Origin of the sequence: Wenjunlia tyrosinilytica (assembly GCF_014646055.1) — a bacterium.
Classification (GTDB): domain Bacteria; phylum Actinomycetota; class Actinomycetes; order Streptomycetales; family Streptomycetaceae; genus Wenjunlia; species Wenjunlia tyrosinilytica.
In genome coordinates this window covers 1-24,017 of the sequence record NZ_BMMS01000032.1, presented here as the reverse complement: position 1 = coordinate 24,017, position 24,017 = coordinate 1, and the positions used below count along the sequence as shown (strand labels likewise).

General features: G+C 68.6%; 19 protein-coding genes. 10 read left to right on the top strand and 9 right to left on the bottom strand.

Features of this window, described 5'->3' with window-relative positions; translation table 11 throughout:
- The first annotated feature begins 545 nt into the window (after window positions 1-545).
- Window positions 546-1,385, top strand: coding sequence for a chitosanase (locus IEY86_RS28765; protein ID WP_189134812.1), 840 nt, complete (start codon window positions 546-548; stop codon window positions 1,383-1,385).
- Between the two features lie 328 nt (window positions 1,386-1,713).
- On the opposite strand, the gene IEY86_RS28760 is transcribed toward IEY86_RS28765, so the two are convergent.
- Window positions 1,714-3,594: a serine/threonine-protein kinase gene (locus IEY86_RS28760; protein WP_308425182.1), complete on the bottom strand. Its 1,881-nt coding sequence runs from the start codon at window positions 3,592-3,594 to the stop codon at window positions 1,714-1,716.
- Between the two features lie 419 nt (window positions 3,595-4,013).
- Between IEY86_RS28760 and IEY86_RS28755 the strand changes: the two genes are divergently transcribed.
- Window positions 4,014-4,223, top strand: a complete 210-nt coding sequence (locus IEY86_RS28755) for a hypothetical protein (protein WP_189134810.1) — start codon at window positions 4,014-4,016, stop codon at window positions 4,221-4,223.
- Between the two features lie 29 nt (window positions 4,224-4,252).
- On the opposite strand, the gene IEY86_RS28750 is transcribed toward IEY86_RS28755, so the two are convergent.
- Window positions 4,253-5,761, bottom strand: coding sequence for an FAD-binding oxidoreductase (locus tag IEY86_RS28750; protein WP_189134809.1), 1,509 nt, complete (start codon window positions 5,759-5,761; stop codon window positions 4,253-4,255).
- A gap of 791 nt (window positions 5,762-6,552) precedes the next feature.
- Window positions 6,553-7,308 carry a glycoside hydrolase family 18 protein gene (locus IEY86_RS28745; protein ID WP_189134808.1) on the bottom strand — a complete coding sequence of 252 codons (756 nt, stop codon included), beginning with the start codon at window positions 7,306-7,308 and terminating at the stop codon, window positions 6,553-6,555.
- Window positions 7,309-7,672: 364 nt separating this feature from the next.
- Between IEY86_RS28745 and IEY86_RS36885 the strand changes: the two genes are divergently transcribed.
- The 5 genes from IEY86_RS36885 to IEY86_RS28720 all read left to right on the top strand — a co-directional run bounded on the left by IEY86_RS36885 (window position 7,673) and on the right by IEY86_RS28720 (window position 15,905).
- Window positions 7,673-8,059 carry a hypothetical protein gene (locus IEY86_RS36885; protein ID WP_229698846.1) on the top strand — a complete coding sequence of 129 codons (387 nt, stop codon included), beginning with the start codon at window positions 7,673-7,675 and terminating at the stop codon, window positions 8,057-8,059.
- A gap of 332 nt (window positions 8,060-8,391) precedes the next feature.
- Window positions 8,392-9,120: a dienelactone hydrolase family protein gene (locus IEY86_RS28735; protein ID WP_189134807.1), complete on the top strand. Its 729-nt coding sequence runs from the start codon at window positions 8,392-8,394 to the stop codon at window positions 9,118-9,120.
- A 1,345-nt stretch (window positions 9,121-10,465) separates the two neighbouring features.
- The gene (locus IEY86_RS28730) at window positions 10,466-11,539 is read left to right on the top strand and encodes a S1 family peptidase (RefSeq protein ID WP_189134806.1); all 1,074 of its coding nucleotides are present in this window, start codon (window positions 10,466-10,468) and stop codon (window positions 11,537-11,539) included.
- Between the two features lie 859 nt (window positions 11,540-12,398).
- The gene (locus tag IEY86_RS36875; protein WP_229698844.1) at window positions 12,399-12,680 is read left to right on the top strand and encodes a hypothetical protein; all 282 of its coding nucleotides are present in this window, start codon (window positions 12,399-12,401) and stop codon (window positions 12,678-12,680) included.
- 342 nt (window positions 12,681-13,022) lie between these two features.
- Complete coding sequence (locus tag IEY86_RS28720) at window positions 13,023-15,905, top strand: helix-turn-helix transcriptional regulator (protein WP_229698843.1); 2,883 nt, start codon at window positions 13,023-13,025, stop codon at window positions 15,903-15,905.
- 188 nt (window positions 15,906-16,093) lie between these two features.
- On the opposite strand, the gene IEY86_RS28715 is transcribed toward IEY86_RS28720, so the two are convergent.
- The 4 genes from IEY86_RS28715 to IEY86_RS28700 all read right to left on the bottom strand — a co-directional run bounded on the left by IEY86_RS28715 (window position 16,094) and on the right by IEY86_RS28700 (window position 18,014).
- On the bottom strand, window positions 16,094-16,453 hold the full coding sequence (locus IEY86_RS28715; RefSeq protein ID WP_189134804.1) for a hypothetical protein: 360 nt from the start codon (window positions 16,451-16,453) through the stop codon (window positions 16,094-16,096).
- Window positions 16,454-16,504: 51 nt separating this feature from the next.
- On the bottom strand, window positions 16,505-16,846 hold the full coding sequence (locus tag IEY86_RS28710) for a hypothetical protein (protein WP_189134803.1): 342 nt from the start codon (window positions 16,844-16,846) through the stop codon (window positions 16,505-16,507).
- Between the two features lie 71 nt (window positions 16,847-16,917).
- Entirely contained in the window at window positions 16,918-17,613 is a 696-nt protein-coding gene (locus IEY86_RS28705; RefSeq protein ID WP_189134802.1) for a hypothetical protein, read from the bottom strand.
- Between the two features lie 23 nt (window positions 17,614-17,636).
- Window positions 17,637-18,014 carry a hypothetical protein gene (locus tag IEY86_RS28700; RefSeq protein ID WP_189134801.1) on the bottom strand — a complete coding sequence of 126 codons (378 nt, stop codon included), beginning with the start codon at window positions 18,012-18,014 and terminating at the stop codon, window positions 17,637-17,639.
- A 525-nt stretch (window positions 18,015-18,539) separates the two neighbouring features.
- On the opposite strand from IEY86_RS28700, the gene IEY86_RS28695 reads away from it, so the two are divergent.
- The 3 genes from IEY86_RS28695 (at window position 18,540) to IEY86_RS28685 (ending at window position 21,397) form a co-directional block, all read left to right on the top strand.
- On the top strand, window positions 18,540-18,737 hold the full coding sequence (locus IEY86_RS28695) for a hypothetical protein (RefSeq protein WP_189134800.1): 198 nt from the start codon (window positions 18,540-18,542) through the stop codon (window positions 18,735-18,737).
- Window positions 18,738-18,817: 80 nt separating this feature from the next.
- Window positions 18,818-20,116 (top strand): DUF1800 domain-containing protein, encoded by a 1,299-nt coding sequence (locus tag IEY86_RS28690; protein WP_229698842.1) that lies wholly within the window; start codon window positions 18,818-18,820, stop codon window positions 20,114-20,116.
- A gap of 27 nt (window positions 20,117-20,143) precedes the next feature.
- Window positions 20,144-21,397, top strand: a complete 1,254-nt coding sequence (locus IEY86_RS28685; RefSeq protein ID WP_189134798.1) for a DUF1501 domain-containing protein — start codon at window positions 20,144-20,146, stop codon at window positions 21,395-21,397.
- 212 nt (window positions 21,398-21,609) lie between these two features.
- Here the strand turns inward: IEY86_RS28685 and IEY86_RS28680 are convergent, their stop codons facing one another.
- Both IEY86_RS28680 and IEY86_RS28675 read right to left on the bottom strand, forming a co-directional pair.
- Window positions 21,610-21,801, bottom strand: coding sequence for a hypothetical protein (locus IEY86_RS28680; RefSeq protein ID WP_189134797.1), 192 nt, complete (start codon window positions 21,799-21,801; stop codon window positions 21,610-21,612).
- Between the two features lie 995 nt (window positions 21,802-22,796).
- On the bottom strand, window positions 22,797-24,017 hold a 1,221-nt coding region (locus IEY86_RS28675; RefSeq protein ID WP_189134796.1), incomplete at its 5' end, for a 2-oxo acid dehydrogenase subunit E2.

Genomic DNA, 24,017 nt, shown 5'->3' with positions numbered 1-24,017 from the left:
GCGGGCCGCCTGTTGCGGCGGATGGATCGGTAATCGCGACGAGCGGCCTTGACGGCACGACGAACGGCACGGTGCATGGACGCCCACGGATCCGTCCGCGGTGAGCAGGGCTCGTGACACCGCCGTCCGCGAACTCGGCCCATCCTGTGAGGTCATGTACATCTGATGCCCGCGGTTCCCCGGCTGACGGCGGGTCCGCCACAAGCCCTTGTCACAGATCTCTTGACCCCGCACGGTGGTGGCTCCTAGCATCCCGCGGTGTTAAGAAAGTTTCCTAACTAAGTCGCGCCTGGCCCCCGGCCTTCGGCTACGACACGTTGAACGGGGACGACCCGCGGACTGGGCCGACCGACCGTTCAGGGACCTCTCCGCCGCAAACAGGCGATCAACCCCATTCCTCCAGACGGCCTCGGCCGCTCGCTGCCGCTGCTGACTGCCGCGCTGCCTGCCCAGGGCAATCAAGGCTGTGAACGGCATGCCCGACGACCGCACACCGCCGCCCCACCACACAGGCATCATCGCGTCCCACCTGCAAGGAGCACTGAATGAGTCCCACAACCAAGATCCGCAAGCGCGCCCGAGGCGCCCTCGCGCTGACCGCCGCCTCACTCGCCATCGCCATCGCCGTCCCCACCACCGCGTTCGGTGCCGGCAATGAGTGGCTGACCGGTGCCCAGCGCAGCCGCGCCGACCAGATCATCAGCGTCTTCGAGAACGCGACCACCGCGATCCGGTACGACTACGCCGAGGCCCTCCCCGACGGGCGCGGCGTCACCGCGGGACGGGCCGGTTTCACCACCAACGACGGCGACGCGCTGCAAGTCATCCAGACTTACACCAATCTGGTTCCCGGCAACCCGCTCGCCAGGTTCATCCCCGAGTTGCAAAGGCTCGCCGCGGACGGGAGCGGCGACACCAGCGGGCTGCCGGAGGCGGACTACATCTCGGCCTGGAAGCAGGCCGCCCAGAACGACCCGGTCTTCCGCCAGGTTCAGGACGACCAGGTCAACCAGCGTTACTTCACTCCAGCCATGCAGGACGCCGACAACGAAGGGCTGCACACCGCCCTGGCCCGGGCGGAGCTGTACGACGCCTCCATCCAGCACGGCAACGGCGGCGAGTACGACGCGCTGCCGGCGCTGATCGCCCGCACCGACCAGGCGGTCGGAACAGCGGCCGAGGCGGGCGAGGCGACCTGGCTCAACGCGTTCCTCGACGTACGCAAGGACGACCTGCTCAACCCGGAGAACGAAGCGACCCAGAAGGAATGGTCGGAGTCGGTCGACCGCGTCGAGGCCATCCGCCGCATCGCCCAGACCGGCAACTACGACCTCAACGGACCTTTCCAGATCACCGCCTTCGACAAGGCCTACACGATCAACTGACCTTCGCACCGACGTGCCGAGCCCTCCCCGCGAGGCGAGGGCACTGCTACGCGCGCGCAGCGGAGCGGACCTTCTCCTCATTTGCTCCACTTCGAGACCATCGCAGACCTGGCGCGCCGTCAAGCTCCCTAGGACGCCGTAACAGCGCAGTCGGCAAGTGGTGCGCTTCGAGGCACTCGGCCACGACGAACTCGCCCGGCCGGACACACTCACCAAGCAGGGAACCCGCGGCTGCGCCCTCATCTCCGAACCCGGTATGCGCAGCCGGCTGACCGTCGGCTGGAGCCTCGTCCTTCTCCAGCGCCTGCGGGACGGGACGGCCGCCGGTTCAGGAAGTGGCCACGTTGCGCCACACAGTGAGGTCGACGCTGATGAACTGGCTCGACTCATCCTTGGATGCGAAACCGCGCACGGTGACCAGACCGTAGTGCCCCGAGCCGGTCTTCACGCAGATCCGGGACCCCGTGCTGAGCTTGTCCTTCTCGATGCGCGTGGTGTACCGGGTGTCGGCGCGGCAGCCGGCCAGCGAACCCGGCTCACCGGATCCCAGCAACGCCAGGGTGTTTTTGGTGCTGTTGGTGGTGACGCCGTACCCGAGGACCATGTCACTGTCGTATCCGAAGTCCCCTTCGTAGTTCACGTCCAGGTCCTCGGGGTGTGGCGGTTCGTCGGCGAAGGTCACCGTGTAACCGGCAGGGATGCTGAGGTTCTTGTACACGGAGCCCTTCGGCGCCGCCGGGGCCTTGCTGTTTCCGCTGGTGTCGTCGGCTCTCGGCGTTGGGCCGCCGGACTGCGGCGCACTGCTCCGCGTGCTGCCCTGGGCTTTCTGCGAGCCGTCGGCAGCGCCCCGGTGACCCACCATGTACGCACCGCCGCCGATGAGTGCGGCGACGACCACTCCCCCTACGACCAGTGCGACACGGTTCTGCCTGCGGGGCGGCTGAGTCGGCACCGGCCCCGTCGGATGACCCCCGAAGGTCCCGGGAGCAGGGGTATTCGGATAGCCGCCAGGGGCCCCGGCAATCGCATGCGACGGATACCCGGCGGTCGGGAGGTAGGCATGAGCGCCCGCCGCGGCGGGAGGCACCGAGTGCGAATATGCGGGCTGGGTCGGCGCATGAACCGGCGGCGGCGTTCGCGAGGCCGCCTGCGTCGGCAGATGTGTCGGCTGCGGCGTTCCCGAAGCCCCCTGCGTCGGCAGGTGTGTCGGCAGCGGCGTTCCCGAAGCCCCCTGCGTCGGCAGATGTGTCGGCGGCGGGGTCGGGGCGGCCGCCTGGGTGAGATCAGCGGCGTAGGAGGACGGCAACCAACCGTCCGGGCGGCGCAGCGCCGGGTCCTGGGATGCCTGGCCGCACATTTCGATGATCCGGGCGGTGGACGGCCGTTGCGCAGGGTCCTTGCTGAGGCAGCTGGTGACGATCTCCCGCAGTTCGTCCGGCAGTCGGGACAGGTCCGGATCCTCGTGCACGATCCGGTAGAGGACGGCGTGCGAGGACCCGTCGCCGAAGGCGGCGACACCCGTCGCGGCGAAGGCCGCTATCTGGCCGAGCGCGAATACGTCGGTTGCCGTGGTGCAGCTCGTCCCGGCCGCCTGCTCGGGCGACATGAAGGACGGGGTGCCGACGCTGACGCCGGTGCCGGTGAGTGCGGTGGCGTCGGCGGCCCGCGCGATGCCGAAGTCGATGACGCGCGGCCCGTCGACCGCGAGCAGCACATTGGACGGCTTGAGGTCGCGGTGGACGATGCCCGCGTCATGGATGACCTGCAGCGCCTCGGCGATGCCGGCCACGAGCAGCAGAACGGTCTCCACCGGCATCGCGCCGTGTGCGGCGACCGCCGCGTGCAGAGAAGGCCCCTGGACGTAAGCGGTGGCCAGCCACGGGCGCGGACCCTCGGTATCGCTGTCGATCACCGGCGCGGTGTAGAGGCCCTGCACCCGCTGCGCGGCCCGCACCTCCTGCTGGAACCGGCGGCGAAAGCCCGGATCCTCGGCGAACTCGGGGCGGATCACCTTGATCGCCACTGGTCGCCCGCCAGGCGTGTAGGAGAGGTACACCTTTCCCATGCCACCGGCCCCGAGCCGGGCGCTGAGCAGGTATCCGGCCACGGTTCGCGGGTCGTCCTCGGCCAGCGGCTGGAACACCTCCGGATCCGCTGCCGGAGCGTCCGCTCCGCCGGCACGCACCGGTCCCTGCTGATGATCTGTCACGATTCCCCCGAGTGTGCCTTTACCCACCGCTTGCGGCGCCGAGCCTACCGAAGCCCGCGGCACATGGCCCCCTCTGGCAACAGCCTCGCCGGAGCGGCCGGTGAGAGGAATCGACATCGTCCACGGTCCGGTCCACGGCCAAGTATCCACACCATCACGGATGGCCGAATCGCCAGACCAGTCACGCTCGACCGGGGCATCTCAACAGGATCGTGTTACGAGCTCCAAGGGCGGTAACCCGGAAGCCACTGCCCCGTCGCGTGGGGAGCGACGCCGTGCTCCCCCGCACGAACGGGTCGATGGCTCCGCGATCCGCGAGGACACTGGAAGCTCGTCGAGTTGGACGGGATCACCCTGTTCCACCTCGGCACGGTGCCGATCACTCGGTGTCGCTACCGGGGCAGCAGCATCCCCAGCCCTTGGCCGGACGCCCTGACCGGCCCGATCCCAACGGCATGGATCTCGTGGAGAGCCCGGTGCTCGGAGACGGGCACGCCGGGTTCGGCGGCCGGGTCGGGGAAACCCACCGGGAGCAATCCCGGCAGGGCGCCCCGGCCCGACCCGGCAACCTGTGCGGCAAGGTCCCGGCCGAGGTCGCTCCACGCCGCCTGCTGGGCCACGGCCGGTAACCCCGCCAGGAGCTCAGGCCGTTGCTCGGTCAGCAGGACGCAGGCGGGATGCTCTGGTCGTACTGGAAGACGTTGTGCGGGTCGTACTTCGCCTTGATCTTGCGCAAGCGGTCGAAGTTGTCCCTCCAGTAGGCGGTCTCCCAGTCCTGCATGCCGACGTTCGGCACGTTGACGTAGGCGCCGTCCACGTAGGGGCGCATGGCCTGACTGAACTCGGCAATCCAAGCCTGAGCCTGCGGGGTGAGCGGGTCGCAGATGCCCGGCCGGTCGGAACGTGTACCCCAGCCGGCACCGGGCTCGGAGTAGAAGAGTGCGTCGCGGTGCGGGAACGCCGTGCCGCCGCGAGGGCTCCTTCTGACCGCCCCGCCGAACGCCTGAGTGAAGAAGTTGCTGTCGTCCGTGGGCGCGTCCCGCATGAACGAGGAGATCACGTCGATCGCCTTGCCCGGGAACGGCTTCCTGGTGAACTGCGAGTAGAACTTCCAGTTCGCGGGTTCGTTCTCGGTCGGAATCTGGAATCCCGAATACACCTCGCCCCAGTTGCCTACCTGCACCGACACCTGGGGACTGCCGACCGACAGGATCGGCCTCAGCAGCTTCTTCGCCTCCGCGGGTGTCCCCTCCGCGAGGACCGCGAACAGCAGGGTCTGGTTGCGGTGAATTTCGAGCTGCGTGCCGAGGCGGTCATCAGCGTGCAGCGCGGTGCGTTGCCAGGCGTCGAAGACCCTGCGCAGGTCGCCGATGCCGTCCCACGTCGCCTGCACATAGGTAACGCTCTTCAGCGGGGCCACTTTGTAGGTGAGTGAGGTGACGATCCCGAAGTTGCCGTTGCCCGCGCCGCGCAGCGCCCAGAGCAGGTCCGAGTTGTTGTTCAGATCGGCCTTGATCACCTTGGCGCACTCGGCGCCCTCGGCGACGACGACCTCGGCGCCGATCAGGCTGTCGCAGGCCATCCCGAGCCAGCGGGTCAGGAAGCCGAAGCCGCCGCCGAGCGTCGCACCGGACAGGCCCACTGTGCCTTCGGTACCCGTCGTCACCGCGAAGTTCCGCTTCGCGAGCGTGGTGACCGCTTCCAGCTGGCTGAGTCCGGCGCCGACCGTCGCGACACGAGCGGCGCTGTCGATGTGGACCGACTTCAGCTCGCTGATGTCGATCACGAGGCCGCTGTCGACGTTCGACCAACCCTCAAGGCTGTGGCGGCCGCTCCGGATCCGCAGCGCGACGTCGTTTTGCCGCGCCCACGTCAGGGCGTTGACCACGTCCTGGGTGTTCTGAGCGAAGACGATGACCAGCGGATAGTGAGAGAAGAGCTGGTCCCAGCCGAGGCGCGCGTCCGTGTACCCGGGGTCGTGGGGGCGGACGATGCGGCCGGTCAGTTTCGCCGACGGGCGCTCCGCCCCGTACACCTCACTCAGGGAAGCCTCCGTCATGGCGCTCGCACCAGGGGCCGCGGCAGCCGCGACGCCCGACACGGCGACCGCGCCGACACCGGCGACAGCCGAAGTCTTGAGCAGTCGGCGACGGGAAAAGTCGTTCATGGTCCATGTCCTCTCGACCACCAGGGGGCGCAAAGCAGTCCTTTATGGAACATTTAGGCAAAGCGGACCGTAGCAGAGGCGACCCCGGGGACCGTTTCGACACGCTCACCACCACGACCAAGCCGCCCGACGCCGTAGCTCCCCAGCTCGCGCGTCGGTCTCGACAAGGCCGACGAACAACGGCGAACAAGCGCACCAGCCCCGGGCCCGCCACGCCGACCCACCCCACCCGAGCGAATGAAGTGGCCCCCAGCCACCGCGACCGATCCCCCGCCGATCGGACCGCCCCGCACCTGGCCATTGCCGGCCCACGCCTGCCGACCGCCGCGTCGACCACCACTGCGCACCGATCCGCCACCCATGGCTGCCGCCGTGACCCGGCCTGAGGGGCGCTCACATGACCCAAGACGCTTGACTTCCCGCCCGATCCGGAGCGTCCATGGTCGTGGCCGACGAACCACGCGGGGCTCCAGATCGTGAACTCCGCGTGCACGACGGCCGTGTTCGCCGGACAGGAACGCGATGCGCACGCGGCCGGCGAACGCGCGGACCCCATCCGCGTATCCGCGCCCCCGGCCGGGGACCTCAACCCCGTACCCCTCACGCGAACGAGGTTCCCTCATGTCCGACACCACGACCGACCGCACACCCGCCCTGCGGCCCGTCCCCTCCCCCGAGCCGCCGGCCGGACCGACCGGCTCGCCAGCCGCGATCCACACCGAACTGATTTCGCTGCTCCTCGGGGTCCGCGGCGTCCGCGGACCCCGAGAAGGCGTGGCGGGTAGGCGCCTTTAGAACCAGGCGTTGCCGCCGCCGAGTACCCAGAGCGAGACGTTGGTGATGCCCAGGCTCTTCGCCAACTCCAGCTTGGCGTCCAGCGAGGTCTGGTCGACGTAGTCGTAGACCCAGCCATCAGCGACCCACTGGATCTCGCCCGAGTCCGGGTCGCGGCGCGATTCGATCACCTCGGGGTCGGTCGAGAAACCGGGCGCGGCCTGCATGTCCTGCATGGTCAGGTTGCCCTGCAGCACGGAGTTGCCCTGGGCGTCGTCGTGGTGGTCGCAATTGGCGGTGGTACCGGCCAGGACGGGAGCCTTGTAGGCCTCGGAGGGCAGCCCGGCCACGAACTTGTACCGCTGGGCCTCCGGGATCGGCGCCAGGGCGCTGGTCCACAGGCCCCGCATCCAGGCGTACGGGGCGTAGCCGTAGCAGTGGCCGGCGTCGGACGGAGTCTGGTACTGGGCGTCGTAGGTCATCATCGTGACCTGGTCGGCGCCCGCGGCGATGACATCGCCGTAGTCGAAACCGGTGGTGGTGTCCGGCGGGCCTTCGACCTGGAGCTTGAGCCCTTCCTGGTGCAGGCCGTTGGCCAGTTTGGTCAGGAAGTTGTAGTAGTTGTCCTTGTCGTCGCCCCGCCAACCCCAGTAGTCACGCTCGGGCGCCCGACCATCAGGCGGATCGAGTTGCAGGACGTGTGCGTGACTGCATTTGCGATCCGCTCCGACGTGATCAGCGCGGCGGCGTCGGCAGGGCTGCCGAGGCGCCACGCCCCGAGGGCGTCACGGACGAGCTTCCGGCCTATCTCGGACCTGGCAGGCTCGCATGGGAAGGTCAGGCTATAGGCGGGGTGGCCGGTGGGAGCGGGTTGCACTAGCGTGATCAGACTCGTCATTGGGTTGAGCCCTCGCGTCGTCTCGGTGTCCGACTTACGCCTGAGAAGGCTGCAGGGAGAGGCCGGACCGTCAACAGCCGCACGCGCCGGAGGAAGTGGCGAGCGGCCAACAGCCGGACAACTCACTTTCCCCGCCAAGTGATTGGGACGATTCGTCGTCCAACCCAAGGAAATCCTAGGGCGATTTGACCACCCCTTTACCTGTTGGGTGAGGTGACGTCAGAGCTACCGTGCAGTGCATGGACACCACGCGCAACGTCGTTCTTGAGGCGTGGATGGCCGAACACGGCTACAGCTCCAATAGCCTCGCCGACGATGTGAACATGGCCTTGGATCGGCTGACCGGACGCCCTGGCGGCCTCGACGGCTCATCGGTCCGCGGCTGGAAAGCAGGACGGGTTCTGTGGCCCAAGTCGGCCACCCGCAAGGCGCTTGAGGACGTGAGCGGCCTGCCCGCCGTCGCTCTGGGGTACGTGCCACGGGTGAGCGTGGTGGAGCGGCCCCCCTGGTCGGCCGCCTGCCCGTGGGCGCCCCGCACGTTCTCCGTGTCGCCCAGTATCGCGGCGGCCCTGGCCTGGAGGCTGGCTTTGTTCACGAGCGACGACAGCACCTGTACACGAGTTTAGGGAGGCGTCGGCGGTGCGTCGTGTTCGATGTGCATAAGAAACGACAGCGCCGGTGCGCCCCGCCGTCGCAGAGCCGCCACCCGGGAAGTCGCGACGACACCCCAAGTAGCTCTGCGTAGTGTCTGCGTGGTATCCGGCCACGGAGACTCCGCAAAACCCGTTTGGCGGACGAGGGGCGACCACTGCTACATTTCCGGAGGCCGTGCGAAGGACCGAGGAGGTGGTACCCGTGAACGCAGTATCGACGCGGGTGCTCCCCTCCGGGGTCACGGTCGGGCGATAGACAGGTCGTCCGGGAGCGCCGTTCCAGTGCACTCCCGAAAGGCACGGCCATGCATTTGACTTCCGAGCAGCGCCTCGACGACGGCGTCCTCGAACGCGAATTCACCCTCGGTGAGATCCCCGGCATCCTGTGGACACCCGCATCCGCACCGGCGCCGCTGATCCTGCTCGGCCACCCTCCCCTCGGGCTGCGCACGATGTACCCCCGACTGGTGGCCCGGGCCCGGCACTGCGCGGCGGAGGGCTTCGCCACGGCCACCATCGAGCTCCCCGGAAGCGGCGACCGGCCCCGTTGGCCCGCCGCCGAGCAGGCCCGTGCCGACCTGCGCCGGGCGATGGAGGCCAGCGAGCCGGTCAGCGACGAGATCGTCGACGCCCTCGTCCTCCCGCTGGTCGAAAAGGCAGTCCCGGAATGGCAGGCCGCCCTGGACGCCCTCCTTTCGCTGCCCGAGATCGGCGGCCCGGTCGGGTACTCGGGGGGAGTGATCTCCATCGGCATCCGGCTTGCGGTGGTCGAGCCGCGCATCGCGGCCGCCGGTTTCTTCGCCGGGAGTCTCGTGCCTCGCGCCATGTTCGAGGAGGCCCGGCAGGTCACTGTTCCACTGCACGTCCTGCTGCAGTGGGACGACGAAGGGAACGATCGGCAGGCGGCCCTGGACCTGTTCGACGCCTTCGGCTCCAAGGAGAAGTCCCTGCACGCCAACATGGGCGGGCACACCGGCGTCCCGCAGTTCGCGGGAGACGCCGCGGCCCAGTTCTTCACCCGACATCTGAAGTGAGGCCGGGCCGTCAGACCGGCAGCAGGCTGTAGCCGATGTCGGCCGGCATGCTGCTCATCGAGGACAGGTCCCGGCCCTCCACAGCTCTCCACACCATGGGCCCCCGCCGAACTCTCGACAGGGGCCCGTGCTGCCCGAAGTCATGAACTGTTCGTTTTCTGCAGAGCTTGGGTGCTCCCAAACTCTTGCACAGGTGCTGTCGGTTCTCGTGAACACAGCCACCTGGAGGCCAGGAGCCAGAGTCCGACCGTGCCGTGCCGGTCAGCGGCCGTCTCCGCGCCGCGCTCGGCGTTGTGGTAGGCGCGGGCCTACTGGGTCCAAGCTCGGGCGGCAGGGCTATGGATCCTGCTGCCCTCGCCTCCGCAGCAGGGTGATCTGCTGGGGGCGGGGCATGCGGAACATGCGGGACATGCGTGCTGCCGTATCTAAGAGCTGTACGAACTCCCTGACCTGAGACTCGGCGAACGATTCGGCGCCGAAGAGGTCGTTCATCTTGACGCCCCGCCGCGCGGGCGCGGTGTCGTGGTGTGCCGAGGCGGCAGCGGGGCTGCCCCGCCGGTACTGCGAGAGCGGACAGCACACGAGCAGCGGAAGCGACGGTGCTGCTGCCCGGCACGGCCCGCCACACTTCTGTAGAACCGGCTCCACGGATGACCGTAACGCGGTGGACGTGCAGTCGACGCAGCTTCAAGGGGAAGGACTACCGGCGGCTTCGTGCGCCCGACCGCGGCGAAGCAGATCGTGCAGAGTGATGTCCTGTTATTGATCAGAGACTCGAAGGGTTCTCTTCGAGGATGTAGCGGAGGTGTGGGCCGGCGACGCAGCCGCGGAGGATGTGTGGCTGACGTTGACGCCGGTGGGCGGACCTGCTGGTCTCGGCGTCGAGTTGCGCAATGGCGGCGGGCCCGGCTGTGCATGGGAAGGCTCCGTTCGAGCCCTGCTTCCACCGGGCCCGTGGCCTGGTCCGGCGCAGCCGTAGGTGTCGGGGGGTGTGCTCCGGGGCGCGGTCCGTCGTCAGCCCGGATCCAGTTGCGCGGTGTCTCGGTGTTGACCCCGAGGTCCTCCGCGGCCGCTTTGGCCGTCGTTTCCGGCCTGGGTCGGTATCGCGTTCGCTTTGAACTGGGCGGGGGGTGCTGCCGTGTCCATGGGGGTGAGACTCCCGAACCAAGAGCTGGGGTCTTCTACCCGCTGGAGAGTGGTGATTTCGATGTCCTTACGTTTGAATTCGCGGCGGCGTTGGGGTGCGGTGCTGGCGGTGGCCGGTGGCGCGGCGCTGGCCGTGGGTGGGCTGCAGTACGCCAGTGCCGGTCCCCCTGCGCCCGGCGCGAAGCCTGCGGACAGGGTGATGGCGGCTTATGCGAAGGCGCAGAACCTGAGTGTGGAGGAGGCCAAAACCCGGCTGGTGCGGCAGTCCGAGCTCGCGCGCACGGCCACGAAGTTGGACAAGGCGTTGAAGCCGAGTTGGAGTGCGGGGAGTTGGATCGACCAGAAGAGCGGCAGGCTGCTGGTGGCGGTCACCAATCGGCAGCGTGCGGCCGCGATTGATGCTCCGAACACCGAGTCCCGCCTGGTCACTCGCTCCACGAACGACCTGGAAGCGGTCAAGGGCTCGGTCGCTGGGTTCGCCAAGCGGCATGCCCCGCGCGGGGTGGCGTGGTACATCGATGTTCCCCGGAATGTGGTCACGATCGAGGTGGCCGAGTCCCTGAGTGGTCGTCCGCAGAACAAGGCTTTTCTCGCGGAGGTCCGAAAGCTCGGAGCCGCGGTGAAGGTGCGGTCCGTGAAGGGGAGGATGGCTCCCAACTACGGGATGCAGGACGGCGACGAGATCACCTCGGGGAACGCCTCATCCTGTTCTCTGGGGTGGTGGGTCCAGGACAGGAGCGGCGCGGACCTGCTGATGACGGCAGGTCACTGCCTCGACTCGGGCGGCCACCTGTGGTACCACAAACTCCTGCACATCGGCGGTGGCGTCAGCCACAAGTACGGTCCGATGGACTGGGGCACCATCCACGTGGACGACATCGCCGCCCCCCGTCCGACCACCCAGGTCAACCTGTACAACGGCGCCTACGCGAAGATCTCGGGCTACGGCCGGGCACCGGTGGGCACCCAGATCTGCAAGTCCGGACACAGAACCGGTCAGACCTGCGGGCCGATCACCGCCCATGACGCGACAGTCACGTACAGCGACGGCCACACCCTCACAGGCATGTCCAAGGCCGCGCTCGTCGGCGACCACGGGGACAGCGGCGGAGCGGTCTACCAGTTCGACCCGAACAAGGAAGGCTTCGTCATAGCCCAGGGCATGGTCAGCGGAGGGCCGGAGGGGCAGGGCCCCGACGACTACAGTTGGTACCAGCCCATCGACACCGCCGTGGCCGATTCGGACACGATATTCATCAAGTCCACGGAATGATCGGATGAGTAGCCGGGGAGGATTTCACTCCCCGGCTCTCAGAACCGTGCGCAAAACCTCTCGGCTTGCACGTTCGAAGCCCTGCACGCGGCCTCCGGGAACCCCCGCGGCGACGGAGCACCTGACCCCGTGGTCGCGCGCACCGCATTTCGCACAGTGGCCCGTCTGCGGGTGTTCTTGCGGTCGTGCGTGGACGGATCCACAACTACGTCGAGCACTGCGGATTATTCATCATCTGGCCTGGTCAAGCGGCATATTGGTATTCCTGAAGGGTTCCGCCGAGTCGGTCTCGTCGGCGGACCTCCGGGGCTCTGATCTGTCCTGGCACGCTGATCGGCTCAGGTCGTGGGCGGAGCGGAGCGGCTTGCTCCAGCGTTCGGTGCGGCCGATGCTCGTTGGAGAAGGTCCCGAACCCGCCGAGCGCGTGCGGAAGGTGGCTCTGGTTCCAGGTCAGTGTTCTGTCCAGGAGCTCGCGCCGGCAGGTCTGCATCCAGCGCTCCGTCAGGGAGTTCAATTCGGGGCATCTGGATGCCGGTGGTGACGACCTTGACCCCGGCGTCGGCCGGCACGGCGTCGAAGCCCTGCGTGAACTTCGAGTCCCGGACGCGGATCAGCAACCCGGCCCTGCTGCCCGCGTCCTGGAGGTCCATGAGGAGATTGCGTCCGAGCTGCACCACCCACTGCGCGGTGGGGTGCGCAGTGACGCCCAGGATCCGGACGCGCCTGGTGGAGTGCTCGATGACGGCGAAGACGTACAGGCGTGCCCCGGTCGTGGTGCGGGTCTCGAAGAAGTCGGGGTCTCGAAGAAGTCGCAGGCGAGCAGGGTGCCGGCCTGGCTGCGCAGGGTGTCTTTGGGGAGGTGGTGGAGCAGACCGGCGAGGATCGCGCGATCGGTGTCGGTGAAGGCGGGTTTGCCAACCTGGCGTTGCAGGACAAGGAGCTGGTGCCGCAGCGCCAGGATCTCGATTTCCTCATCGCGGTCGCTCATCGGCAGGAGACGCAGGAGCGCCAGGGTGTTGGCCGCGGCGAGGTGGGCCAGGCGCACCAGCACGACAGATCATCATGCCGCCGGCGCCCTGGACAGGTGAAGACATTTGGGCCAGGGGCAGGCGCCGACGGAGACCGGCGATCACGGCCGTGAAACTGGGCGGACGCTTTATCGGCACCCGCAGCCGCGGCCCGTCGACGCAGGTGCCTGATCGCTGTGTTTCGCCCCGGCGGGGACGACGCCGCGGGGCGACTTATCCGTCCTGCCGGATGAGTCCGGCAGGACGAAGCGCCGCACATGCGGTCAGCCGCGAGTTCGGGCAGTGAATGCGCGGCTGCGAAACAACCTGGATCGAGTAAGCGGCGTCTAGCATTCCGGAACGAAGGAAAGTGGGCCCGGATGAAGACCAGTCGCAGATGTGAAGGGACAGAACGAAGTGGACCGCTCCGGTCGCACCCGCCGGACAGGATCTCCTCGGTCTGCGTCGACTGGCCCGTGGTCGGGCGTTCCGACGAACTGGCCGCCCTCGATGCCCTGGCCGAGGAGGTCCTGTCGGGGCGCACCCGCGTAGTGCAGCTGCAGGGGCCCGCCGGTTTCGGCAAGTCGACCCTGCTGCACTTCTGGCTGGACCGGGTCCGGCAGTTCAACGTGCTGCGCGTGCGCTGCCCTCGGTTGGAGAGTGAATTCGCGTTCGGCACGGTCCGCCGACTGCTGCGGCCCCTCATGGCCGCCGCCTCCGACAGCGATCGCCTGTCCCTGCTCGAAGGAGCTGGGGAGACAGCGCTGCGCCTGCTGGACCCTGAGGGCTGCCAGAACGGCCTCTCCGAAGCGTGTGCCGACGCCGCCGAGACACTGCGGAGCCTGGACACACTCGTGTTCCGCCTGTCCCGCCGGCAGCCGTTACTGCTGGCCGTAGACGACCTGCAGTGGATCGATCCCCCGTCGCTGCGTTGGCTCGCCCGCCTCGTCCACCGGGCGGAGACCCATCCCATCCTCGTGGCCGCCACCACCCGCACCGGTGAGAGACCGGAACCCGGTCAACCGTTCAGCGCGCTCCTGCACCCATCGACATGCCGCACCCTCGTCCTGGGACCACTCGGCGCCCGCGGCGTGGAGGAGCTGGTGGGCGCGGTGCTCGGCGGGCCCCGGCCGGATCCGTCCTTCTCCGCCGCCTGCCACGCCGCCACAGATGGCAACCCGCTCTTCCTTCGCGCGCTGCTGTGGGACGCGCTGGGCAGCGGCGTCGAGGCCACCAGTGCGGATCAGGAGAAGATCCGGTCGTTCGGACTGCGGACGGTCAGTCGCGAGATCGGACACCGGCTGTCCAACGCATCCGAGGACATGGCCGACCTGGCACGGGGGCTGGCGATCCTGGGCGACCACATGCCGCCGACACTGCTTGCCGCGTACTGCGGCAAGGGGGAGGCCGTGATCCGGTCGGCTGCGGCCGAGCTCCACTCCAGCGGACTGCTGCGCGCGGGGGACGACCTGTGCTTCGTGCATCCCGTGGTCCGCGAAGTCGTCCTGGGGGAATGGCCGGCCCAGGAGGTGGGTGAGGCACACGCCCGAGCGGCCCATGTCCTCCACCTCAGCGGCCGCCCCGACGAGGAGGTCGCGGCCCACCTCCTGGCCGCCGGACCCGTGCCCGGGAGCTGGGTCCTGACGGTCCTGCGCCGGGCCGCTGAAAAGGCCCTGCGCCGAGGGGCGCCGCAGATGGCGGTGACCTACCTGCGTCACGCCGTGCACCAGCAGGTCCAGCCGGGGGAAGGCGCCTCGCTCCTCGTTCAGCTCGCCGTGGCCGCCAGCCACTACGACTGCGCACTCGCGATGTCGTACGGGACGGCCGCGCTGGAGAGCCTGACCGACGAGCTTGCCCGCTTCGAGGTCGTCTGCGTACTGGCATACTCCCACCTCCTGTCGTCAGGCGCACAGGCACGTGTGCCGGACCTGGACCGGCTGACCGCGGACTTGTCGAAGCGGGCAGACGCCGCGTCCACCGGCCGCGAGGCGGCCCTGAGAGCCTACGCGCTGCGCTACTGGCTGGAGTTCGAGCACCCCGGCATCCCCACCGACGCTGCGGCCTCTGGCGCCGTCCTCGACGCCGAACTGGCCGGCAACACCCCTGGGGAGCGGCAACTCCTCGCGATCCGCGCCTTCAACGCCGTACGAGCGGCGCGGCCGGCCTCCGGCATCACCGAGACGGTGGAGCGGATCTGTGTCAATCCGCCCCCGTTCTCCCACGAACTCTTCCCCCTGCACTACTTCCTGGCGCAGTCCCTGCTGTATTTGGACGAGCTCGAACGGGCCGAGGACCTGTGCGCCCGCCTGTCGCGGGAGGCAAGGCAGAAGGGACTGGAACTGGCGACATCGTCCCTGCTTGTCTACCGGGCGGCTGTCTGGCTGCGCAGAGGTGACATCAAGGAGGCCGCCGCGGCGGCGCGGGCCGCCTCCGAAGGAACCCTCACGGCAGGTGAGCTGCCGCACAGAATGACGTTGGACGCCATCAGGATCGACACCCTCCTGGAACTGGGGGACCTGCATGCCGCCGAGCAGATCGCGGAGGCCTACTCCTCCCCGGGCCCGGCGGCGGTCTCCCGGGAGTGGCCGCGCTTCCTGATGAGCCTGGCCGCGCTGCGTACCGCGCAAGGCGACCTCCGGGCGGGCCTGTCACTGTTGCGTGAGTGCGGTCATCACCTGGAGTCGGCGGGCACGGTCAATCCCGCCATCGCCCCTTGGCGTTCCCGCGCTGCCGCCGCTCATCGCGCCCTGGGCAACCACGGCGAAGCACGCGCCCTGATCGAGCAGGAGCTCGATCTGGCGAGGCGCTGCCAGATCCCGCGAGCTCTCGGCGTGGCGCTGCTCGCCGCGGGAACGGCGACCGATGGAGCACGAGGGCTGGCCCAGCTGGCCGAGGCGGCGAGCCTGCTGGAGGGCACTCCGGCCGACCTCGAACTCGCCCGAGCCCTGTACCACTACGGATCCGCGCTGCTGCGGCGCGACGACAAGCGCGGAGCGCGGACAGCCCTGCGGCGTGGGCTGGGCATAGCCGTCAGGCGCGGAGGGTGCGCTCTGGCGACGCGCCTGAACAGGCGTCTGCACGACGCGGGCGGCCGACTCGGCAGCCGGGGGGCGGACAGCCGCACTCTGACGACCAGTGAGGAACGGGTCGCCGCGCTTGCCGTCCAGGGCTGCAGCAACAAGCAGATCGCCGAGCGCCTCTTCGTGTCGTTGCGGACAGTGGAGACCCACCTCACCGGGGTCTACCGCAAACTCCACATCAGTGGCCGGTCGGAGCTCGGCGCTGTCCTGGGTGGCACCTCTTTCCGCGGCCGGGCGGACACCTCGTTAACAGGTTCGAGGTCACCGTGCGGTAAATGACCTGCGCGGTTGGGGCACACATGCCTTGAGCCGTGCGAGGACCTCGCGCATTCCGGCACGCGGCCCCCATGCCTGGGCCCCCGCGCTCCGGTGCTCGCAAGGAGCCCGGAGGCACGAGGGCCCGACCCGAGGGTCTTCCGGCGGTTATCGCCGGTGCTCGACCGTTTCGAGACGGCCGGACGGGACGCTCAGCACTGCACTTTCAGGAGATGGCCATTCGGCCAGACCCCGGTGATTTGGTAGCAGTGGCTGCTGTCGGCGTTGTCTATGTAGACGGGTTCCGAGTGGCTTCCCGTGAAGTTGACGGTGACGGTGACTCCGGTCGCCTCCTCCGGGAAGTGCGCCTGCCACTTGGTCCCGACGGTCCTGGCCCAGTGGCAGTAGTTCTTGCTCTCGATCCCGGCCGGGCCCTTCCAGGCGTAGCAGGTGTCGACGAAGTACCCCGAGTCGTTCCTGAACCCGATGTAGTTGTCCGGGTTCGCGGAGGCCGTCGGCACCATCGTACCGGCCAGGGTGACGCCGAGGGCAGCGGCACCGCATACAGCCAAATTCCTTCTCTTTCGCAACCCAAGGTTCATCTCTGCCTCCTCTGATCCGGTCTAGCAGTCCTTCTCGGTGATGGTCGGGTTGAACGTGTAGCCACTGAGTACATAGCAGTGGCTGCGGTTGAGATCAGTGATCTGCGGCGATATGTTCCCGCCGCTGCCCTGCCCGGCCACGGTCACCTCGACCCTGACGCCCTTGGCATCGGCCGGAATGTCCACATGCCAGTCCTGGTTGATGGGCTTGGCGTAGTCACACGAGTCGGCGGTGGTCGAGGATTTCCACTTGTAGCAGGTGTCGACCAGGAACCATCCGTTGTTCGTGAACCCGATGGAGTTGGCCGAACCGGCACTTGCCTGTGGCACCGTCACCATCGCACCGACCAGAGCGACTCCCATGGCGGCGGCACCGTATGCCGCCGACCGCTTAATCCTGAGCATGAGCTCGACCTTTCTGGAGAGTTTCCGGATCAGCGGCCGTTAAGCAGCGTGCCGCCGCACGGCACTACGTCGGTTCCCACTCGCATACCGCCCTTGAGGGGAATTTCCATGCGCAGTCCGCTGATCTTCGCGCCGCCGAACTTTCCGCCCTGGACCGTGACATCAGCGACCTTCCGCTCCATGTCGTAGCCCAACTTGAGCATCCCCTTCTCACCCTTCTTCACGGTCATCCTGACGTCACCGCTCTTGGCCTCGGTGTGCGATTCGTTGTACTGCGCATTGAGGTTCAGACCGAGCTTTTCCTTGATGAGTGTGATATCGATCGCGGCGCCCACGTTCCACCCCCAGGTGAAGGTGTGGGAGCCGCCGACCGACTGGCTGATCTCCCCTTCGCCCAGGCCGCAGGCCTCGATCGGGCCGGTGCCCGTGCCGGTGTTGTCCACGTCGAACCACTTCGTCACCTGGGTCGGGGTGCCGACGGTGGTCGACGCGCAGGACACGGATCGGTTGTTGCACTGGTCCAGCACTGCCCGGACCTCGGACTGCGAGTCGACCTTGTAACCGTTGTCGTACTCGGCGGACGGGGCTCCCTCGTTCACCCAGTTGTCCGTGTGGCCGTTCACCTCGGTCAGGGAAGCCGCGGATCCTGTCGGTACAAGCAGCGCGACCGCGACCGCGGCCGTGAAGGTGCCGGCGAGGACACACATTCGGGACTTCGAGTTCACTGTTCTCTCCTGTGGTTCGGCTTTCAGCAGCCGGTTTCGAGCAGCGTCGGATTCAGCGCGGAACCGCTGATCTCAAAGCAGTGGTTCTGGCTGGTGTCGGTCACCACGGCGCTGGCCTTGGCACCGAAGCTGGGCCAGACGCTCAGGTCGATCAGGGCTCCCGTCGCTCCCGTGGGGAGATACGCCAGCCAGGAATCTCCGACCGGCCGTCCGGTGTGGCAGTAGTTCCTCTTCTCTGCGCCGCGCCAGTCGTAGCAGGTGTTGGCGACGAAGGCCCCGCTGTGCTTGATCCGGATGTAACTGCCGCCCTCTGCCTGAGCGGTGGGTGCCAGCGTCATGGTGGCCAGGCACGTGGCCCCCAGCGCGATCAGCCCGATTAGACCTTTCTGGCCATGGTTCACGGTTCGACTCATTTCTGTCATCTCGGAGACCGTCTTCGCGGCGGAGCGGCAATGAGAACTTCATCCTCGTACATGCTCTTCACGCCGAAACCCCCGCCGCGTCTTCGTCACGTTAGGCGGGAAACGGTCGCCGGCGTAAAGGGCTTTGCGTCAAGTCTTCGGTTCACGAGAGGCCGACTGCGGGCGACCACGAGACCAGCGGAGGCGACCACAGCATTAACGGGGCAGCCACCCGGCGGGCCTGCCCGCGCATATACACAACTCCTCTCACAGGCATATCACTTCGCGGGCACATCTGATGAAACTTATAGGGATCCCGGCGAAGAGCGCGATTCGGTCGGAGCCTCCGCTACCGTCGCCCTTGCCTGCGGAGCCGGCGTGCTTACCGAATGAGCCGGGTGCTACTCGGCCGGCCGTTGCGTCCATGGGCCCGGCTCGGCTGCCATGCCGGGCACCCACGCCACGGAGCGCTCTGGCTCGGCGATGATTTCCAAAACGAATCCGAAATAAACAGGAGTGACCGAGATGACCAGGACACTGCGGCGGAGAATCGCCGTCACCACCGCGACGCTGGGAGCCGTGGCCGGGATCGTCGGCTGGGCCGGTCAGGCGAATGCCGCGCCCGGCCAGGACGCCGCCCCGAGGCAGGTCACCACTCCGTCGGCGGCGCCCTTCGCCGACAGCGACCACTATGACATCGCGATGAAGTGGGACAGCGAGTAACCATGCGACTGGGCCACAACCGGTCGGAGGGATTCAGACGGCGGTCGGTACGTTCCCTGGAAGAAGATCTCCGGCCGGTCGTGGCGCACCTGATACGCCGCTCGGGCTTCGGAGCCACGCCCGAGGAGATCGACGCCGCCGCCGAACGCGGCTACGCGGATGCGGTGGCGGATCTGCTCGGCGCGCCGGACACCTGCGAGGGCCTCGGCCAAGGCCCGCGGCCGCCCCACTTCGACCACCGGCCGCTCTCGGTCGACCCGGACCTGGTGGTGCGCCGGAAGGCCACCGACGAGGCCGCTGAACAAGGCCGCCAACTGGCCGGTTGGTGGCTGGAACGCATGGTGCGGGCTTCACCCGCACTCGTGGAGAAGCGAACCTTCTTCTGGCACAGCCACTTCGCCACATCGATACACAAGGTCGGCAGCGCGCATCTGATGCTGCGGCAGAACATCGCGCTGCGCCGCCTCGGGTCCGGCGATTTCGGCAAGCTGGCGGCGGCGATGGTGACCGATCCGGCCATGATCGTCTGGCTCGACGCGGAGGCCGCCACCAAGGACGCCCCCAATGAGAACCTCGCCCGCGAGGTCATGGAACTCTTCACGATCGGACTCGGCGGCTATGCGGAGGCGGATGTCCACGAGGCGGCGCGGGCGCTGACCGGCCTGCGCGTCGATCAGTCGACGGGCCGATACGTCTTCGAGCCGTCCGCCCACGACCCCGGCACCAAGGAGGTCTTCGGCCTCCGGGGGAGCTTCGGCGCTGGCGACCTGGTCGCGCTGCTGGTGGACCGGCCGGCCTCGCACCGCTTCGTCGTCACCAGGCTGTGGAACCGGTTCGCCGCCCCCGGACCTCCCCCGCCGGATGTACTCGGACGCCTGCTCGACGCCTATGGGCCGGGCCGGAACATCCACGCGGTGCTGCGAGCCCTCTTCCTGGACCCGGCGTTCACCGGCCCGCACGCGCGCGGCGCCTTGGTGAAGCAGCCCGTGGAGTACGTGGTGGGAGTACTGCGCGCCCTCGGGATCGGCGTCGGATCCGACGCCGGGGAGGAGAGGACGGCCGTGCTGGTGACCCTGTCGAGACTTGGACAGGCTCCCTTCGCGCCGCCCCACGTCGGCGGTTGGCCGCAGGGCCGGGCCTGGCTCACCACAGCCACGGCTCAAGCTCGGCTCGACTTCGCGCAGTGGGCGGCGGCCCGTGCGGACATCCGCCCGATCGCCTCCCGCACGGCACGTTCGCGTCCGGACCATGTGGCCCGGATGCTCGGTGTGGCCGACGGCTGGACCGCCCGGACACGCACGGCGCTGGAGCGGGTCGTACGTGATCCTCGGTCACTGCTGACCGCGGCCCTGGTGTCGCCGGAGTATCTCGTCAACTGAGCCACCCCGAAAGGAGAAGGAGTACCCATGGACACCCGGACACGGCGCAGGTTCTTGCGGGCCTCGCGAGTGCCCCGGGCATCGGCCCTGGCGGACGGAGCCCGTACGGTCGGCCTGCGGCGCCTTCTGCGCAGCGGCGTGGAGCAACCGGGGCAGGCCCGCAGGCCCGTGCTGGTGGTCGTCACGCTGTACGGCGGAAACGACGGTCTGAGCACGGTCGTTCCCTACACCGACGGTCGGTACCACGACGCTCGCGCCGCCTTGGCCTACGACGAGTCCGAGGTTCTCCCCCTGGGAGAGGAACTGGGCCTGAACGCGTCGATGACGGGCCTGCACAGGCTATGGCGAGCCGGTCGGCTCGCTGTCGTCCGCGGTGTGGGCTACCCCGATCACGACCGGAGCCACTTCCGGTCCATGGACATATGGCAGTCCGCCTCGCCGGGCCGGCCGAAGGAGACCGGCTGGCTCGGCCGCTGGTTGGACACCACGGACAACGACCCGCTGCGAGCGGTCTCGATCGGGAATGTGCTCCCGCCCATGCTGGTCGGAGATCTGACGGCCGGAGCGGCGATCCCCCTGGCCGGCTTGACTCGACCGCCCGGTATCGCGCAGCGGACCCTGGCCCTGCTGGGCGAGCCCGGCGCGCAGGACCCGCCGGTCCAGGCCCAGGTCGCCGCGAGCATCGGCGACCTGGCGAGCCTGGCCGCGGCGGTCGGGGAGCCGCTGGCGGCCGCCGCGGCCGGGGCCGCCGGGGATGCCGGGGATGCCGGGGATGCCCAACAAGGCCCGGGGACAGTGCTCCTGCGTCCCAACGCGCTCGCCGAGCAGCTCGGCATCGTCGCGACCTGTATCGAGGCACGGCTCGTCACCCAGGTGTACGAGGTGAGTCTCGGCGGCTTCGACACCCATGCGGCAGCGAAGGCGGCGCAGACGGGGCTGCTCGGCCAGGTCGATCAGGCCGTCTCCTCCTTTGTCGATCGGCTGGCCGGGCACGAGGTCGATGTGACCGTGATGATCTACTCCGAGTTCGGCCGGCGGGTGAGGACCAACGGCAGCCACGGCACCGACCACGGAACCGCCGGACCCGTCCTGGTGGCGGGGACGTCGGTACGAGGCGGCTTCTACGGCGAGCAGCCGGACTTGGCGGATCTGGACGGTGAGGACTTGAGGAGCACAACCGACTTCCGCTCGGTCTACGCCACGGTCCTGGCGAACGTGCTGGGCGCGGATCCGCGGCCGATCCTCGGCGGCGACCACCCGGCCGTTCCGTTTCTCATCTGACGTCCGCCCGCCGGTTCCGCGCCCGACCGCTCGCCGGGTCGGCGTCCTCGCGGCCGGCCCCGGCGTCTTCGGTGACACCGGCACCGAGGTGGCGCACCGCCCCCGAAGCGCTCGGCGCCGTCCCGGGGACGGTGGTCCGGGGGTACGCAGACTCGCCGGCCCCCTCGGCGGACTCCTGGGACGGCTTCTGGGACGGCTCCTGGCCGGTCTCGTCAGTGGTGGAAGCCGGGACGGCCGGCCTCCCTGGGGGTACCCGGCATGAGGCGGGCGACCGCCGTACGGATGCCGTCGGCGAGCAGCATGATCTTGTCGTGGCTGATGCCGTGCCGGACCAGGACCCGCTGGATCACCGTGTCCTCCCGGGAGGAAGGCAGCGGGTAGGCGGGCACTTGCCAGCCCCGCATCCTGAGCCGGTCGGCGAGTTCGTAGAGCGTGAACGGGGCGCGCTCGGGGTCGCCGAGCGTCCAGGAGACGGCGGGCAGGGCCGCCGCGCCCGTCGTGGAGCAGCCGGAAGGGGCCCATCCCGGCGATCTCCCCCGCCAGGTACCCGGCCGTGGCCGCCGCGGCGGGGTAGCAACACCAGCAGGTCCAGGCGGCCGAGGACCTCTCCGTCGGTCCTCATCGGCCCTACGAGGGGTAGCAATCCGCAGCCGGGCCATCTCCAGTGAAGTGGGTGTCGTGGCCGCGTAGAAGGCGAGGCAGACGATCGTGGTGGCCCTCCACGAAGAGGCCCATACCGCGCCGAACGGCTGGGTACGGCGCTCTCGGCTTGGGAGTGACCCGTCTGCGGGGGAACGCCAAGGGGCCTTGCCTCGCCTTGACAGGGCACACCTTCGGCGGAAAGGGCAGCCCAGAGGGGGCTGCCTGCGCGAACGGACCGCCCGCAGCGCCGGCGCCCAGCGTCTTCGTACCGCGCCCCACATCGACCGGATCGGGTGATGGACGAATCGGGCATGATTGACACCTTGGGAGCATGGGAGGACGAGGGCTCCCAGCCCGCTCCCACATGGGAGCAAACACCCGCACGTCAAAGGCCGTCCCCGCTGCGCGGGGACGGCCTTTGACCTGCTAGTTCTCTGTCGGGACGGCGTCATTTGAACCCACGACCCCTTGACCCCCAGCATTCACGCGTCGCCGACAGAGGCGATCATGCCTGGCTTCAGGGCGCTACCAAATCCGGTTCGGCTCACGTAGCAGCGAGGCGACCGGGCGCTGGACGCGGCGTGCGTGGATGCCCGTCCTCATCGCACCCGAGACGGCTGGTATTCCCGGGACTGGTCCATGACTGCCGACGCTGACCAAGGAGACAGAACCTGGGCGTGAGTTGTGCACTCAACGTCCCCCTGGAGACAGCATCCCGGCCGTTGTTGCCTCAGCACCGCCCCACGCGCACGGAACTTCACACAAGGAGAAGGATCGGCTGCTCCACAACCTTGACGAACTCGCTCATCCACCGCGCGGCGTCTGCGCCGTCGGCTGCCCGGTGATCGACGGACAGCACAACTCGCGTGATCGTCGCTACGCTGAGCTGCCCGTCGTTACCGACGACCGGCTCACGCCGCCCCGCCCCGACAGCGAGGACGGCCACCTGGGGCGGATTGATAATCGCAGAGAATTCTTCCACCCCGTACATGCCGAGATTGGTGAGAGTGAGGGTTCCGCCCTCAAGGTCACGCTGAGCGAGCCTGCCGTCCTTGGCCTGCTCGATGAACCCTTTGACCTGCTGGGCGACAGCGCTCACGGGCAGTGACTCGACGGACCGCAGCACCGGTGTGACCAGACCGCGCGAGGAAGCGATGGCGACGCCGATGTCGGCCGAGGTGTAGCGGAGCATTCCGTCGTCCTGCCAGACAACGTTCAGCTCTGGCACCCGGCGGTGCGCAATCGCGGCCGCCTTGATGAGAAAGTCGTTGACCGACACGCGCACGGGCGAAGCGTCGTTGATCTGGCGACGCAGTTCGAGCAAGGCGTCCAGGCGGGCGCTGCCTTTGAGATAGAAGTGCGGTGCGGTCTGCTTGCTTTGGATCAGTCGCGCGGCGATGGCACGCCGCAGTCGGGTGTGCGGAACCATTTCCGCAGGTGACGCGGACGTCGTATGACCTGTCGCAGCAGGATGCAAGGGCGTGGTCTGCGCACCGAGGAAGGACGCGGGCCCCTCTGCTTGTGGCGGGCAAGCGGCTCCGGCCGATGTGGCGATCGTGTCTCCTGCCCTCGTGCCCCCGGTCGCCTTGGTGGCGATCGCGCGCTCGACGTCCTTGCGCACGATGCGGCCGTGGGGGCCGGTGCCCTCGACATCGGACAGAGACAGGCCGGCCTCTTTCAGGAGCCGTCTCGCGAGGGGACTGGCGAACAGGCGTTCCTCTTCCCGCGGAGCGGCGGGCGTCTGCTGGACTACGGAGTCCGTCTGCGTGCGTGCGGTCGTGCCGCCGACGGCAGCCGACTGCCCATTGACTCCCCCGGGCCCGGAGGCAGCCACGCCCAGCTGCGCAAGGAGCACGCTCATCTCGGCGACCTGCTCGCCCGGTTCGAGCAGTACCGCAACAGGTGACCCGACCTCCACCGTGCTGCCGGCATCGACGAGCGTCTTGGCGAGCGTGGCGTCCTGCTCCGCCTCGACCTC